Raw genomic sequence first — 16,176 nt, forward strand, 5'->3', positions numbered from 1 at the left:
TTTATACTCAAAACGTAGTGATAATAAAAGGAGGAAGTGGCTATTTATGCCACGCACATATATATGGAATTAATTGTTGAAGATAAAGCAGTCAAATGGTTTGAAGAAGAAGTTGGAAGAGCTGAAGGTGCAGGAATTCGCTTTAAAACAATGATCTACGGAAGTAGCCCAGTACAAGATTCATTCGCTTTACAAGTTGAACCTACAGAGCCGCATTCACCAATTGTTACATTTACTTCTGAGAATGGCTTATTATTCTTTATTGAGAAAGACGATGAGTGGTTCTTTAAAGAGCATGACTTAGTTGTTTCTTTTAATGATGAATTGAATGAACCAAAATATATTTACCGTAAAGACGGTGTGGATTTAAACTAGGTCCAAACTATTAAATAAAATTTATAGCTATCGTTAGCAAAAAATTGCTAATGGTAGCTATTTTGTTGTTGCATAATACGTCTAGTCGGTATAAGATAGCTATTCGGCAATTTTTTCAACAAGATGCAGTAAAGAAAAGGGGGATGCAGTTGATGACTCAGAACAATTCGCATGATTACGAGAAAGAATTTGCTAAAGAAGCGGAATATCTGGACTTTGTATATAAGAAAATGTTACAAAGTAGAGATAGTCTCGATGCATTTGTTAAAGAAGCTCGTGAAGAGGGGCTTACTTTTGTACAAAAGATGTCCGAAGATGTTCGGGTAGATTTTAGTAGTTTTTCTGATAATATGGACACTTTTTCAACAATTGAGATGAAGAACCGCGAGATTGACCAAATGAATTCACGCATTATCTCAGCAGAAAAATTATTAGAAAAAGTCAAACGATCATTAGATGCTCCCTATTTTGGTAAAGTGGACGTTGATTTTCTAGATGATGAAGAAGCAGAATCTTTCTATATAGGCATTAATAGTTTTGATGATGATAATTACGCAAAGTTTGTCTATGACTGGCGTTCTCCAATCGCAGAGTTATTCTACAATAATACAACAGGAGAATCTGCTTATGAAGTGAATGGTATTACAATTGATGTGGAAATTGATAAACGTAGACAATTCGTTATCGACAAAGATACTTTAGTGAAGTTTTTCGACACATCGGTCTCGATTCAAGATGATGTCTTACTAGAAGCCCTAGAACAAGATAGCTCGAGTTTAATGCAAGATATTACATCTACCATTCAAAGTGAGCAGAATGTGATTATTCGAGATACGAAACATCCGATTATTTTAGTCAATGGAGTAGCTGGGAGTGGAAAAACTTCTACGATTATGCAAAGAATTGCGTATTTACTCTATTCATACCGTAAAGAGATCACCTCAGATAATATTTTAATATTATCTCCGAATGAGCATTTTGTATCGTATATATCTAATGTGCTCCCGTCACTTGGTGAGAAAACGCCATTGAATATGACTCTTTTACAATTTGTAGGAAGACACTTATCAATGGAGTTAGAAGATGAACAAACGTATTTTAATCGAATAAGTAGCCAAGACGTTCCAAAACAAACAGAGATTATTCGAAGTGCTTCATTTATTGATTTTATTAATGATTCAGAAGAGCTGATTTTACATCATATGGATTTCTTTAATCCGGTATTACGTAAAGACAAAGAAATTGTTTCGACTGAAAAAATCATCAAAGCTTTTGAACAGACACCTGATAGTTCTCCCTTAATTGCTCGTATTCAAGCAACGCGACAATTATTATCAAGTAATTGGGAGAGACGAATGACTAAATTAGCTCAAAAATCTAAAGTGATTGACCGAGTGATGTCATTACCTGAATCCTTACAACAAAAGTTCTTTAATGAACTGATTACGGATGATTCCCCCCAAACGATTAGTAAATATGCCAAAAGATATGTCCAAATTCAATATAGTCAAGTAACCCGTGATGTTCGTGGTTTAGCTTGGATTAATTTACAAGGGATTTTTGAAAAGATTTATTTTGCATACACACAAGAAGTTTATCAATTCAATCCAGAGGGTATATTAAGTATAGACGAAGCTGTTGCATTTATTTATATTTATAATCGTTTCATTGAAAAGTTATCACTAACAAATATGCGATTTGTTCTAGTAGACGAAGTACAAGACTATACAGAAGCACAAATTCGATTATTAGTGAGCTTATTCCCTAAATCAGCGTTTACCATGGTAGGGGATGAGAACCAAGCGATATTTAATGCGAATATCAAATTCCAAGATATTATCAATAATTTCTCAGCCCGCTCAGAGAATGTTGAGTTATACCAATTAGTGAATAGTTACCGGTCAAGTGGATCAATCACTCGCTTATTTAATCGACTCGCAACGAATAACGATGAGTGGGAGATTGTTCCGATTCGACCAGCTGGAAATGAACCGAAAATTGTCAAAGTTGATAATCGAACTGACTATTTGAAGCTATTAGAAGTGGTAAATCAAGAGTTAGATGGAAAAGCATTAACATTGATCACTAAAACAATGGTTGAGGCTGAAGAACTGGAACAATCTCTAGGCCAAGAACTTTTGGAACGATTAAATCTAACTATTATTCCAATTAGTTTATCTAAAGGGTTGGAATTTGATAACGTCTTAATTTATAATGCATCAAACGCACATTATCATTCGCAACGTGATAAGCGAATTCTTTATACGGCAAGTTCTAGAGCTATGAAAAATCTATTTATTACATATGAAGATCAGTTGACTGAGTTTCTTCAGTAGTAAAGTTGAATATTTATAGACATAAAAATAGACGGCAAGAGATCCATATTTGGATCTCTTGTCGTCTATTTGCTTTAATTAGATGATACCACGAGCAATTAATGACTCAGCAATTTGTACTGAGTTTGTAGCAGCACCTTTACGAAGGTTATCAGCTACAACAAATAAGTTTATGCCATTTTCTACGGATTCGTCACGGCGAATACGGCCAACATATACGTTATCAGTATCTTCTGCGACAGATTGTAATGGGTATTCTAAAGTTCCTGGATTATCGGCAAGAATAACTCCGTCGATATTTCCAATTTCTTCACGAATTTTCTTGATATCAAATTCTTTTTCTAATTCAATATTGATTGATACACCGTGAGACGTTTTGATAGGAACACGTACAGCTGTTGCAGAGACAGGTAAATTCTCAACACCTAAGATTTTTCGTGTTTCATCAATCATTTTTTGTTCTTCTTTTGTATTACCATTATCTAAGAAAACATCGATTTGTGGAATCACTGTTTTATTAATTTCGTAAGGGAAAGTACTTGTTGTACCTTGTTCTAAATCTTCAATCCCTTTACGTCCGGCACCGGATACTGCTTGATATGTACTATAAACTACACGTTTGATACCGTAATTTTCTTGTAGTGGTTTCAATGGAACAACAGATTGGATGGTTGAACAATTAGGGTTTGCGATGAGTTTATCATCTTTAGATAAGACCCCAGCATTCACCTCTGGGACAACTAATGGAATATGTTTATCCATTCTCCACGCTGAACTATTATCGATGACAGTAATGCCATTACTTGAAGCAATCGGTGCAAAATGTTTAGATGTTTCTCCACCTGCAGAGAAGATTGCGATTTGAATAGGCGCTGTCAAAGCATCCTCTGTCAGTTCTTGAATGGTAATCTCTTCGCCATTGAAGGGGATTTTTTGACCTGCAGATCGACTTGAAGCAAATAAACTTAATTCACTTACTGGGAATTGACGTTCTTCTAATACTTGTATAACTTTACGACCAACTACGCCCGATGCACCTACAACGGCAACATGATATTTTTTACTCATAATTGGCTCCTTTCAATATTGTGTGTTAATTTATAATTGAATTATTAAAAAGATAATATTCTTTTTAATTTTCAATTTATACCTATTCAACTTAAGCATTATCACATTGAATGTCAAGTTAAAAGTGATAAAATTTAATAAATGTCAGTAAAGTTTTAATCCTATCTTAATCCAGTTGACATTGTAATTTACCATTGTTATAGTATATTTAAGTTAAAGAGGTATTGTGCGAGGCGCGGTTGACAAAAGTACACACATGTGGAAAGGGGATATCGCCGAAACGACTTTCGTTGGGGACTGACTTTAAGAGGTTGGTCACTGTTATTATCAAAGAGCCAAAGTGATAATAAGGTGCAATCAATTACCGGGCAAAAGGATACGTCAACTCAAATCAAGTTGGACTGATTAGTGAAAGCGACCACGAACCTTTTGTTCGTAGTCGCTTTTTGTTTAATTTTATTTAAGGAGTGGAAGAATGCATTTAGAACCGTATCAAACGAAGGTGAATAACGAGCTGGTTCATTCACTACATAAATATTCAGATTTAGCTCAGCAATATGGAACGCCGCTTTATATATTCGATGAAGAAAGTTTTAGAGAACGCGTTTATAATTTCAAAAATGCTTTAGAAAATCCTTACTTTGAGACAGAGTTATTATTTGCATCCAAGTCTGTTTTGACACTTGCGATTGCAAAATTGATTTCAGAGTATGGAATCGGACAAGATGTTGTTAGTGCTGGGGAGATTTTTACTGGGAAGAAAGGTGGCGTTCAGCCATCGAAGATGTACTTTCACGGAAATAACAAATTAGATGAGGAATTAGCTTTTGCGGTCGATCAAGAAGTGGGAACAATTGTCATTGATAACCGAATGGAAGCTGATAGACTCAATAATATTTTAGAGCAAAAAGGGAAAAAGCAACGTGCACTATTACGCTTAAATCCTGGAGTTGAGGCGCATACTCATGAATACATTAAAACAGCTAACTTAGATTCAAAATTTGGAGAGAGTGTCTTCGATGAGAAGATTGAAGACATTATAGAAAGCATCTATAACTATGATAATATTGACTTAGCAGGTTTACATTGTCATATTGGTAGTCAAATATTTGATTCAGAATCTTTTATTAAAGCGGCAGATGAAATGTTACACTTTGCTCAACGCATTCAAACGAACTTAAATATTCCGATTCGTGAAATTAATTTCGGTGGCGGTTTTGGTGTTTACTATACTGAAGAGGATAAGCCTTTTGACATTGCCGAATTTCTGCCGAATTTTATCGAGCATGTTCATGAAAAGTCTACTGAATATGGGATACAATTAGATAAGGTTACAATTGAACCTGGTAGATCATTAGTTAACAATTCTGGTAGTACTTTGTACACGATTGGTGATATAAAGCAGACAGTAGGTGGTAAGAAATATGCCTTTATCGATGGCGGGATGACAGATAATATCCGTCCAGCTTTATATCAGGCTGAATATGAAGCAGCCCTACCAAATAAAATTAACGAACCGGTCAAAGAAACGTATACCATAGCTGGTAAAGCGTGTGAGAGTGGGGATGTTGTTATTAATAATATTGATCTTCCTCAAGTTGAAACAGGCGATTTATTATTAGTAAATGGTACGGGTTCATATAATTATTCTATGGCAAGCAATTATAATCATATCCCAATTCCAGCTATGGTGCATATTGATGGAGAAAAAAGTTACTTAACAGTCAAACGTCAGTCTTTTGAAGATATCATAGCAAATAATATTTTATAGGAGGATATTTATAATGAGTATTTACGAAGGTTCAGCAGTTGCATTGATTACCCCATTTATCGAGAACACAAAGGAAATTGATTGGCGCGCGTTTGAAAGCCTATTAGACTTTCATTTAGAGAATAGCACAGACGCATTAGTCATTACTGGAACAACCGGTGAGAGTTCTACTTTATCTGATGAAGAGCAAATCAAATTGATTAAATTTGCCGTGAAACACGTCGAAGGTAAACTCCCAATCATTGCAGGAACAGGTATTAACGATACACGTCACGCAATTAAATTAAGTCAACAAGCTGAGCATGTGGGAGCAGATGCATTACTTATCGTCACCCCATATTACAATAAAGCTTCTTATAATGGTATGTTAGCTCACTTCCGAGCGATTGCTGATTCAGTTAACATTCCAATTATTCTTTATGATGTTCCTTCTAGAACGGGTACATCGTTAACACCAGAACAGGTAGGTATTTTAGCTGAACATCCAAATATTGTGGCATTAAAAGATGCGGTAGGTAATTTAGATTACACACGTGCAGTGCTTGATATTGTGCCAGATGATTTCGCTGTATATTCAGGGAACGACGATTTAAATTACGATATTATCGCTTTAGGTGGTAAAGGTGCTATCTCTGTAACTGCAAATATTCTCCCTAAAGAAGTTCATGATTTATGTCGTCTTGCTTTAGATGGACAAACGGAAGAAGCTCAACAATTAAATTATAAACTTGAAGATATCAATCGTAATTTATTTGATGAAGTGAATCCAATCCCAGTAAAATACTTAGTTCACAAAATGAACCGCTGTGCTTTATCATATCGTTTACCTATGGTACCACCAAGTGAGGAAAGTGCTGAATTATTAGATACGTACTTAGGCTTAATTGAAAAATACACAATATAAAGAATAGAGGATTGATAAAGTGAATATTATACTAATTGGATCCGATGGGGCGATGGGAAAAGTTGTTACTGAGATCTCGAAAGAGTTCGGTCATCAAGTGATCGCAGGGTTACAATCAACTGAAGAAACAGAACAATCTTTTCCAATCGCGACAAATTTTGATGATTTAACACAAGTGGTTGAAGGACTTGATCTTAAACCAGAAGTGATGATTGATTTTTCAACTCCTCAATTAACGGAAGAATTACTGGCGTTTGCAGTGGCGCAAAAACTTCCACTTATGCTTGCAACTACAGGGCAAAATGAAGAACAAGCGCAAGCAATTCAAGAGGCGAGTAAATCTGTTGCTATCTTAGATACTCATAATACTAGTATTGGTGTCAATGTGATGCAGGAAGTGAGTAAGCATCTAAGTAAAGTATTGTATCCGTTAGGTTATGATATTGAAATTATTGAAAAACACCATCGTTACAAAAAAGATGCACCAAGTGGTACAGCTAAGATGTTGCTAGATTCAGTTGAAGAAGGTATGTCAGAAAGTGCTACAAAAGTGTATGGACGTGAAGGTATTGGCGAAGCAAGAGAACACCAAGAAGTTGGCTTACATGCGATTCGTGGTGGCGATATTGTAGGAGAACACACGATTATTTTTGCAAATAATCAAGAAACGCTTGAAATTACTCACCGTGCTGGATCAAAAGAGTTATTCGCCAGAGGGGCTATGGCAGGGGCAGAATTTTTAATTAATCAAGCCGAGCCTGGTATTTATTCAATGAATGATATATTTTAAGCATTTTATGGATTTTGAGAAATTAAAAACTGACGACTCAGTGATTGTGGCTAGATTTGCCATAATTGCTGAGTTTTTCGTTTTGTATTTTGATTTTCATATCCTTGAGACAATGTCAGGGACATTATTCACGATTTCATGTCCTCGAGACAATCTCAAGGACACAAGCACATACATATCCAAAAAATATTAAATCCAGATTAGAAATCGCTTTACTTTTAGTTAAACATCGTGTAATCTTATTTTTAGAAAACACGAAAGGAGGATGTCAAATGAAACAAGCAGTTCAAGTAAGTTCAAATTTATTTAAAATGACATCACCTTTTATCGTTCATAATATTAGAGTTTTCATCTAGACACTTAGATCAATGATGTCTAAGTATGTAATTCTACAGCTGATATTTTATGAGTCCTTAATTGTGGTGATAAAATATCTTTTTTTTGTGCAAATTTTAATAGGAAAGTTGGGAAACTATGCTTCAGTCAATGTGGAATTACATTAAGAAACACCCTGGGAAGTATATATTTGGAGGTATGACAGCAGTTTTTACCAGTATATTATATATTTTCCCAAATTATATTATTCAACTCTTTATCGATGATATTGTGACGAGTCGATTGACTCAAGATGTCTTAGGGCGTTATTTATTCTTTTTATTTATATTAATGATATTAATTTATGCGGGGGATGTGACTTGGTTGAGAATTTTATTTGGAGAGTCATATCAATTTCAGAAAGAATTAAGACAAACGGGCTTTAAAAGTTTACTTGGCTTTCGTGCTTCCTTTTATGAAACTTTTCGGTCTGGAGATTTGATGACACGAATGACGTCCGATATCGATACAATAGGAATGTTATTAGGTTATGGATTAATGATTATATTGGGAGACGGAGCGTTATTACTTAGTTTCCTTGCAGTTATGATTTTTACGATTTCTTGGCAAGTCACTTTAGTGAGTTTAATTCCTTTATTAATCTTTGGAGTTATTATTTATTTTCTAAGTAAAGAAGTAGATAAGCGTTATGATGCGATTAGAGATTCTGTTGCTGAATTGAGTAATGAAGTGTTAGAAGTGGTTGATGGTGTTCGTGTGATGCGGGCATATGGACGGAAAGATTTGGAACAAAAAAGATTTCAAGAAAAGACACAAAAAGTTGTCGATAAAGCGAATCATTTGGCGATTGTGAACGGATTATTTGGTCAAATTGCTAAAGCGTTTGGTGGGCTAAGTATTGCCATTGGACTCATGTATTGTAGTTATTTAGTGAATTTAGGTCAATTATCAGTGGGTAAATTAGTATCTTTTCAATTATATTTAGCTATGTTAAATGGAACAATTTGGGGAATGACAGAAATAGTTGTTATTTATCAGCAAGGTAAAGTTTCATTTGAGAAACTTAATAATTTAATCAAAGCAAATGATCTCATGGAAGCAGACGGTCATCTGACGCTAGATTCGATTGAAAGCATTGAATTTCAAGATTATTCTTTTAAATATAAAGAGGATGATAAAGAGACGATTAAAAATCTTAATTTTACGCTTCAACGAGGAGAAACGTTGGGAATTGTCGGTAAGACCGGGAGTGGGAAAACGACGATTATTCGACAACTATTAAGACAGTATCCGATTAGTGGAACTGGAACTATCATCCTCAATGGTCGAGATATTCATGAATATCAACGGGAAAATTTAGAAGCGATGATTGGCTATGTGCCACAAGAACACATACTTTTTTCTCAAACAGTAAAATATAATATTCTTTTTGGAAATAGTGAAGCCAATGAAGAAGAACAATTACCTCAAGCGATTGAAAATGCGGCCTTTACGAAAGATTTAGAACGCATGTCAGAAGGGCTTAAAACATTAATTGGTGAAAAAGGTGTGTCGATATCCGGAGGACAAAAGCAAAGGGTATCAATTGCCAGAGCTCTAATTAAAGAACCAGAGCTTTTAATACTAGATGATTCACTATCAGCGGTTGATGCAAAGACTGAAAGAGCCATCATTACGAATATTCAAAGCATCCGTGGTGACAAGACAAATATTATTGTCACTCATAGGCTTTCTGCAGTCAATCAAGCGGATATGATTATAGTTGTAGACGATGGACGCATCGTTGAATCTGGGTCACCGAAAGAATTATTAGCTAACGAAGGTTGGTATTACGAACAATTCAATAAACAAAAATCAGAAGGGGGCGCTGAGAATGAAAACATTCATTAGACTACTCGGTTACTTACGATTTGAATGGAAACTCTTGTTATCAGGCTTCATTCTGTTGATTTTCTCTACGGGCCTTTCAATCTACACACCAATTATCGCAAGTAAAATGATTGATTACGTGTCCCAATCTATTGCGAATGTAGAGACAGTTAATCTACCCTTTATTACGAAACAATTTAGCTTTTATCTTATTATTACATTTATCTCAGCGATACTTGGTTATATAGGATATTTGCTCTTAGCGAATGGATCAAATCGGCTAAGTAAAGTCATTCGGGATGAGGCGCATGAACATATGCAAAAGTTACCGGTAAGTTATTTTGATGATATTCCAGCGGGTAAGATATCGGCTAGAATCGTGAATGATACTGAGGTTTTAAGAGAGAACTTTTTCGCAAATTTCACAACACAAATACTCATTAATACAATGACCATTCTAGGCGTATATATTGGTATGTTTGCTGTTAGTCCAACAATTGCGAGTTGGTTATTACTGCTCATACCAATTATCGTCGTTTGGCAAATGGCTTTCTCTAAAAAAATTCAACCAATCAATACTTTATGGAGAGAATCTGTTAGTGAATTGAATAGTAAAATTGCCGAAATTGTTCAAGGTGTGTCAATTGTTCAAGTATTCAATCAACAAGAGCACATGGCTGAAGAATTTGAGCAAGTTAATCAAACCTGGCTTAATACTAGAAAAGAATCCCTTAAGTATGAAGCGTTCTTTGCTTGGAACTTGTCTGGGCTCTTTAAGAGTATTGTTACCTTACTTGTGATGTTGTATATAGGAACGCAGTTCACAAATGGCATATTATCAATATCGATTGGAACCTTGTATATTGTTATCAATTATGTTGAACGATTATTTGATCCTATTACTATGATTGTTCGTTTGATTACAATATTGCAACAAGCTTTATCCGCAGGAATGCGAGTGTTCGAGTTAATAGATACTCCGGTAGAGAAAGATTCCAACAAACAATTAATAGTTACTCAAGGAAATGTTGAGTTTAATGATGTGACCTTTGCATATCAAGAAGGCAATAATGTATTGCATCAATTAAATTTCCATGTTAATGCAGGTGAGACCATCGGTTTAGTCGGACACACAGGGTCCGGTAAAAGTTCGATTATTAACTTACTATTTCGCTTTTACGATCCACAAGAAGGCCAAATAATCATAGATGGTCAAAATATTAAAGAATATAATCGAGAAAGCATCCGAGAAAACATGGGGATTGTCTTGCAAGAACCGTATTTATTTTCTGGTACGGTTGCGACAAATATCAGTATGAATAATCCTGAGATAACTGATGAAATGGTGCTCGATGCACTTATCAAAGTTGGAGCACAACCATTAATTGATAAATTAGAAAAAGGGATTCATTCGGAAGTTGTGGAAAAAGGACAAGCTTTTTCTTCAGGGGAGAGACAATTGATATCCTTTGCTCGTACCTTAGCCAATAATCCAAAAATATTGATACTTGACGAAGCAACGTCACATATTGACACTGAGACTGAGGAAATTATTCAACATGCGATGAAAGTTGTAAAAGAAGGACGTACGACCTTTATTGTAGCGCACCGACTTTCGACCATTAAAGATGCAGATCAAATCATCGTCATGGACAACGGACATATCCAAGAGAGAGGCACTCACAGAGAGTTACTTGATCTGGGAGGCACATATACGCAAATGTATCAAATGCAAGGAAGTATGGCATAAAAATAACGCAGGACAAGGGAATCAACCCCCAAGTCCTGCGCTTTTAATTGTTTACAATAGTTTGACTAATCATTTGCTGCTTCATCAGCAACATCTTTAAAGTGGTCAACTTGATTATATGCTAGCATCTCGAAATGTCCGTTTTGATATTTAACAATTGATACGGATGCATTTTGTAATGGTTCAGTTTCATCGAAATCAGCAACTAAACCATGCAATAAATTACGAATTGTCATACCGTGACACACAACTAAAATGTTTTGGTCCGTTCCAGCGTGACGGTTTAGTAATTTTAGTAAACCAGATTCAACACGATTCCAAAATTCAGTATAGTTTTCTGCAAAGTGATATGGATCCGCTTCTTTGAACATATTCATAATATCTTGAATTTGATTCTCTGTTCCTTCAGGCAACCCGTGTTTGATGTTTACCCTTTGCTCAACTTCTGGCCAAACTTCAGCAGCAGAAAGGCCTTCAAAAGACCCAAAGTGAACTTCACGAAATTCTGGCATTTGTTCGATTTCTAAGTGCTCATTTTTATGATTTTCTTCTAAGATAATTGAAGCTGTATCAATTGTTCGTTTTAAATCACTCGTATATACAGCATCAAATTCAATATCGGCTAGACCTCTACCACTGCGGTGAACGTTTTTAATTCCATCTTCGGTTAATAATGCATTTGACCATCCTTGCATGCGACCATAAAAATTAAAATATGTTTCACCGTGGCGTACAAAATAAAATGTTACTCCTTTACTCATGCCTTACCTCCTAATTGTTCTAAATTCATTATACTATAGAAAACACTTGTGTCTAAGAAATTAAAGGAAAATATAAAAAGTCTAGATTATTACAGATTCTTAAAGTGCAAAATGATATAATATGTGATAATCTTATGTAGTTATAAAAATGAATTGAAAGGTCTGATAGAGATGGATCAACCTTCGGTATTTAATAAGCTAATGAAGACATTCCAAATTAATAATCAACAGTTGGCTTTTGGAAGTTATGCTGCTGAATTATCATTTTATGTTATTTGGGCGTTAGTGCCGTTAATGCTTGCATTATCAAATATTATTGCTATACTTCCTTTTTCAGAAGCGCAAATTATTGACACAATTCAATTAGCCTTACCAGATGAAGTCGAGGTAGCGATTATTCCCTTATTGGAGACTTATTTAACAGGTACAAGTTCAGGTTTGTTCTCGCTAAGTTTAATCATTTCATTATGGCCAGCTTCGAATGTATTTAATACAATGCAACGTGTTCTAAATACAATATATAAAACTGTACCTAGAAAAAACTTTTTTATTGCACGATTATTTGCATATGTATTTACTTTACTCATCGTCATTGCGTTAGTTACATTTACATTCGCACTTGTATTCGGCGAGACAATTATTGACTATATTCAGGAAGTCTTTGGTATTCAATTTTTCTTATTGGATTTTTTTGTGAATCAGGGTTGGATTTTAGGTTTGCTAGGTATTTTTATTCTATTAATTGGAATATACCAATTTATGCCAAATGTTAAATGGCCAATCAAATATGCAATACCTGGTACAGTATTTGCCTTACTAGGCTTTATCTTAGTATCTCAGTTATTCAATGTTTATATGAGATTTGCTGGAGGTAATGTTGGTGGGGGCACGATTGGAGTATTCATGGTTGCAATCATTTGGTTATATTTAAATGCGATGGTTATTGCCATAGGAGCTTACATCAATGTCTTTTATCATGATTTTAAAGAGAAAAGTTATCGGCAATTGGTTGAAGAAACTAGTAAGTATCAATCATTTGTCTCATATAGTGATAACTTTAGACAAGCAAATTTAAATCAGTTTGAATTGACCAATAAGATATACAAGAATTTTACAAACAAGCAATAAAGAAAGGTGAAATGAATGACATCTATTAGACAAATACGTCGAGATAATGAGAACCGCATCGATTACGGCATTATCTTAAATGTTATGGTCTTAGCAATCATCGGATTGTTAAGTGTATACTCAACAACAACACTCATAGAAGGGGGTAACCTCGTTCCAACTTTATTCCACGCCTTATGGTATGGGGTAGGTACGATTGCTGTTATTGCGGCGATGCAATTAGATAGTGAACAATATTGGAAGCTTTCCACTTATTTATACGGATTCGGTTTACTACTATTAGTATTAGTACTGTTCTTCTATGATAGAGAATTAGCCGTTACAGGGGCAAGAAGTTGGTTAAGAATCGGTTCGCTATCGGTTCAACCTTCAGAGCTTTTCAAACCTGCTTATATAGTATTTATGGCACGTGTTGTCACTGAGCATAATAATAAATACCCTAATCGTACGATAAAGACAGACTTTATGCAATTAGGAAAAATATTGATGTTCGCTGCACCACCGATGATTTTAATTCAGTTACAAAACGACTTAGGAACAAACTTAGTTATCATGTCGATTACTGCTGGAATTATTCTCATGTCAGGAATCAGTTGGAAAATTCTTGCGCCAATTGCGACAACCGTTATTGTTGTTGCGGGAGGAATTATTATTGTCGTTGAGAATTTCCCGGAATTTCTAATAGATAATAATCTTGTTCAAGAATATCAAATTAACCGTATCTTAGACTGGTTACGTCCCTTTGAAAATACACAAGGGAGTGGGTATCAGTTAGCGCAAAGTATTAAAGCTGTTGGATCGGGTCAATTGAGTGGTAAAGGCTTTGGGGTTTCACAAGTTACCGTACCGGTTCGTGAATCTGACTTTATCTTTACGACTATCGCTGAAAACTTCGGATTCTTAGGAAGCTCAGTTTTACTCTTTGTTTATTTCATTTTAATTTATCAAATCGTACAAATCTGCTTTAAAACACGTAATGAGTTTTATTCATATATTGCTGCAGGTGTTATTTCAATGATTTTATTCCACGTTCTAGAGAATATCGGAATGGCGATTGGTTTATTACCAATCACAGGGGTTCCACTGCCATTTGTTTCTCAAGGTGGTTCGGCTTTACTAGGGAATATGATTGGGATTGGTTTAGTTCTATCAATGAAATATCATCACCGAAGCTATATGTTTGGTATGGAAGATGATTTTAGTTATTAAATTCAGAAGGGTGATTAATAATGGAATTATTAAATAAGAATTTATGGATGACTGAAGATGATAATATTGTAACGATTGGTTTAACTCCTGAATTACAAGATGAAGCAGGAGATATTTCATATGCAAATATCGCTTCATTAGGAAATATTGATGTTGATGATACAGTTATTAATGTTGAAGCTTCTAAAGCTGCGATTGAAATACCATCACCTATTCAAGGAAAAGTTATTGAACGTAATGAGAAAGCAGAAGATACACCATCTTTACTTAATTCTTCAGATACAGCAAATAACTGGGTAGTAAAAATTCAAAAGTAAAAGATTATGATAATAAAACGGATATTACCTTGATGTATTAATTTTTGGTGATGTTCGTTTTATTTTATATGAAGGAGGGAAAAGATGGAGTTCCAACAAGTCATGCAACAAATCAATAAGAAACAAATTGATCCAATCTATACGGTTGTCGGATCTGAGAATTACCTCAAAAACGAGTTTATGGAAGGCTTGTTTCAACAATTAGGCGGGATCGATGTTTTAGATATCTCACGAATTGACTTACAAGAAGTGACGATGAATGACGTTTTGGATGAAGCAGAGATGTTTTCTTTTTTCTCTGATTATCGAGTGCTCATTGTGTCGAATGCAATGTTTTTAAATTCACAAAGTAAGAATAAATTAAGTGATTCTGAACAAAAAAGATTACTGGGTTATTTAGAAAATCCAAACCAAGCAACTATTCTAATTTTTAATGTTGAAAATCCATCCTTAGATAAGCGAAAGAAACTGACTAAAAGTTTTAATAAACAAACGAAAATGGTCGATATATCAGAGCTCGATGAAGGTCAAGTAGGGCGGTATGTTCAATCTTATATAAATAATTTAGATATTTCATTTACACGTGAGGCTGTTGAGGAATTGTTAATTAGGGTAAACTATCAACTAACTAATGCAATGACAGAAGTGAATAAACTGGAAATATTTGGACAAACTGAAGGTAGAATCACACTCGATTCTGTCCAATCACTTGTTCCACGTACGCTTGAATCAGACGTATTCCAATTAACCAATGCCGTAGCGAATAAAAATATTACTCAAGCCATTCAAATTTATCAAGACTTATTATTAATGCGTCATGAACCGATTGCTTTACACGCGTTAATGGTTTCTCAATTTAGAGTGATTGTCCAGTCAATGATATTAGGTAGACAAGGAATGAATCAAGCCGACATTGCGAAACAGTTAGGCATTCATCCATATCGTGTGAAGCTTGCACTAACATCAGGAAGATCCTTGCAATTATCAGAATTACTTAATTTTTATGTTGAGATGGCAGAAGTAGATTTTAGAATGAAGACAGGTGTCGGGGATAAAGAGACTCACTTTTATATCTTATTATCAAAATTAACTTCTTTATAAAAAAAAACGAAAATGAACTTTTTAAAGTTCATTTTCGTTTTTTTGTAATCAAGATAAAGTATCTTAATTATTTATTCATTAAGTTTGCTAATGTAGATTTGTTACGTGCTGCTTTATTTGCGTGGATTAATCCTTTGCCTGCAGTACGGTCAATTTGTTTAGAAGCTTTTGCGAATAATTCATTCACGTCACCTTCACCAGTTTCTACTGCATTACGAAAATCTTTAATTAATGAACGCATTTTCGAAACTTGTGCAGTATTACGTTGTTCTTTTACACTTGATTGACGAGCACGTTTAATAGCTGATTTAGAGTTTGCCATTGGTGTCACCTCTTTCTTACTGATTTCATTTGTCTAGTATATAAGCATTTGCTAACTTAGTCAACAAACATTATTATACAATAAAATAGAAGAGTGATGCAATCTTTTTTTGTTTGTTTTAAATGAGATAATAAGAGAA

14 protein-coding genes and 1 riboswitch are annotated in these 16,176 nt (G+C 34.6%); of the genes, 11 read left to right on the forward strand and 3 right to left on the reverse strand.

Annotated features, from left to right (window positions below):
- The first annotated feature begins 36 nt into the window (after positions 1–36).
- Positions 37–375: a HesB/YadR/YfhF family protein gene (locus HW423_RS04780; RefSeq protein WP_328803120.1), complete on the forward strand. Its 339-nt coding sequence runs from the start codon at positions 37–39 to the stop codon at positions 373–375.
- Between the two features lie 152 nt (positions 376–527).
- The gene (gene helD, locus HW423_RS04785; protein WP_218930800.1) at positions 528–2,711 is read left to right on the forward strand and encodes an RNA polymerase recycling motor HelD; all 2,184 of its coding nucleotides are present in this window, start codon (positions 528–530) and stop codon (positions 2,709–2,711) included.
- Positions 2,712–2,789: 78 nt separating this feature from the next.
- Here the strand turns inward: helD and HW423_RS04790 are convergent, their stop codons facing one another.
- The gene (locus HW423_RS04790) at positions 2,790–3,779 is read right to left on the reverse strand and encodes an aspartate-semialdehyde dehydrogenase (protein ID WP_218930801.1); all 990 of its coding nucleotides are present in this window, start codon (positions 3,777–3,779) and stop codon (positions 2,790–2,792) included.
- A gap of 220 nt (positions 3,780–3,999) precedes the next feature.
- Positions 4,000–4,144, forward strand: a riboswitch (Lysine riboswitch).
- 110 nt (positions 4,145–4,254) lie between these two features.
- Here HW423_RS04790 and lysA point away from each other — a divergent pair.
- The 5 genes from lysA to HW423_RS04815 all read left to right on the forward strand — a co-directional run bounded on the left by lysA (position 4,255) and on the right by HW423_RS04815 (position 11,199).
- Positions 4,255–5,550, forward strand: coding sequence for a diaminopimelate decarboxylase (gene lysA, locus HW423_RS04795; protein ID WP_218930802.1), 1,296 nt, complete (start codon positions 4,255–4,257; stop codon positions 5,548–5,550).
- Positions 5,551–5,563: 13 nt separating this feature from the next.
- The gene (gene dapA, locus HW423_RS04800) at positions 5,564–6,454 is read left to right on the forward strand and encodes a 4-hydroxy-tetrahydrodipicolinate synthase (RefSeq protein ID WP_218930803.1); all 891 of its coding nucleotides are present in this window, start codon (positions 5,564–5,566) and stop codon (positions 6,452–6,454) included.
- Positions 6,455–6,473: 19 nt separating this feature from the next.
- A complete protein-coding gene (dapB, locus tag HW423_RS04805; RefSeq protein ID WP_218930804.1) occupies positions 6,474–7,244 on the forward strand; it encodes a 4-hydroxy-tetrahydrodipicolinate reductase in 771 nt (256 codons plus the stop codon).
- A 534-nt stretch (positions 7,245–7,778) separates the two neighbouring features.
- A complete protein-coding gene (locus HW423_RS04810) occupies positions 7,779–9,470 on the forward strand; it encodes an ABC transporter ATP-binding protein (protein ID WP_235956306.1) in 1,692 nt (563 codons plus the stop codon).
- Entirely contained in the window at positions 9,454–11,199 is a 1,746-nt protein-coding gene (locus HW423_RS04815) for an ABC transporter ATP-binding protein (protein WP_218930806.1), read from the forward strand. Before HW423_RS04810 ends, HW423_RS04815 begins: the two co-directional genes overlap by 17 nt.
- A 65-nt stretch (positions 11,200–11,264) precedes the next feature.
- Here HW423_RS04815 and HW423_RS04820 read toward each other — a convergent pair whose 3' ends face one another.
- Entirely contained in the window at positions 11,265–11,960 is a 696-nt protein-coding gene (locus HW423_RS04820; RefSeq protein ID WP_218930807.1) for a histidine phosphatase family protein, read from the reverse strand.
- Positions 11,961–12,131: 171 nt separating this feature from the next.
- On the opposite strand from HW423_RS04820, the gene HW423_RS04825 reads away from it, so the two are divergent.
- The 4 genes from HW423_RS04825 (at position 12,132) to holA (ending at position 15,715) form a co-directional block, all read left to right on the forward strand.
- Positions 12,132–13,088: a YihY/virulence factor BrkB family protein gene (locus HW423_RS04825; RefSeq protein WP_218930808.1), complete on the forward strand. Its 957-nt coding sequence runs from the start codon at positions 12,132–12,134 to the stop codon at positions 13,086–13,088.
- A gap of 15 nt (positions 13,089–13,103) precedes the next feature.
- Entirely contained in the window at positions 13,104–14,297 is a 1,194-nt protein-coding gene (locus HW423_RS04830) for an FtsW/RodA/SpoVE family cell cycle protein (RefSeq protein ID WP_218930809.1), read from the forward strand.
- A gap of 20 nt (positions 14,298–14,317) precedes the next feature.
- The gene (locus HW423_RS04835; RefSeq protein ID WP_218930810.1) at positions 14,318–14,614 is read left to right on the forward strand and encodes a glycine cleavage system protein H; all 297 of its coding nucleotides are present in this window, start codon (positions 14,318–14,320) and stop codon (positions 14,612–14,614) included.
- Between the two features lie 84 nt (positions 14,615–14,698).
- Entirely contained in the window at positions 14,699–15,715 is a 1,017-nt protein-coding gene (holA, locus tag HW423_RS04840; RefSeq protein ID WP_218930811.1) for a DNA polymerase III subunit delta, read from the forward strand.
- A 67-nt stretch (positions 15,716–15,782) separates the two neighbouring features.
- On the opposite strand, the gene rpsT is transcribed toward holA, so the two are convergent.
- Positions 15,783–16,037, reverse strand: coding sequence for a 30S ribosomal protein S20 (gene rpsT / locus HW423_RS04845; protein WP_138405307.1), 255 nt, complete (start codon positions 16,035–16,037; stop codon positions 15,783–15,785).
- Positions 16,038–16,176: the final 139 nt, after the last annotated feature.

Source organism: Ruoffia halotolerans (genome assembly GCF_014049385.1).
In the GTDB taxonomy this organism is placed as follows: Bacteria; Bacillota; Bacilli; order Lactobacillales; family Aerococcaceae; genus Ruoffia; species Ruoffia halotolerans.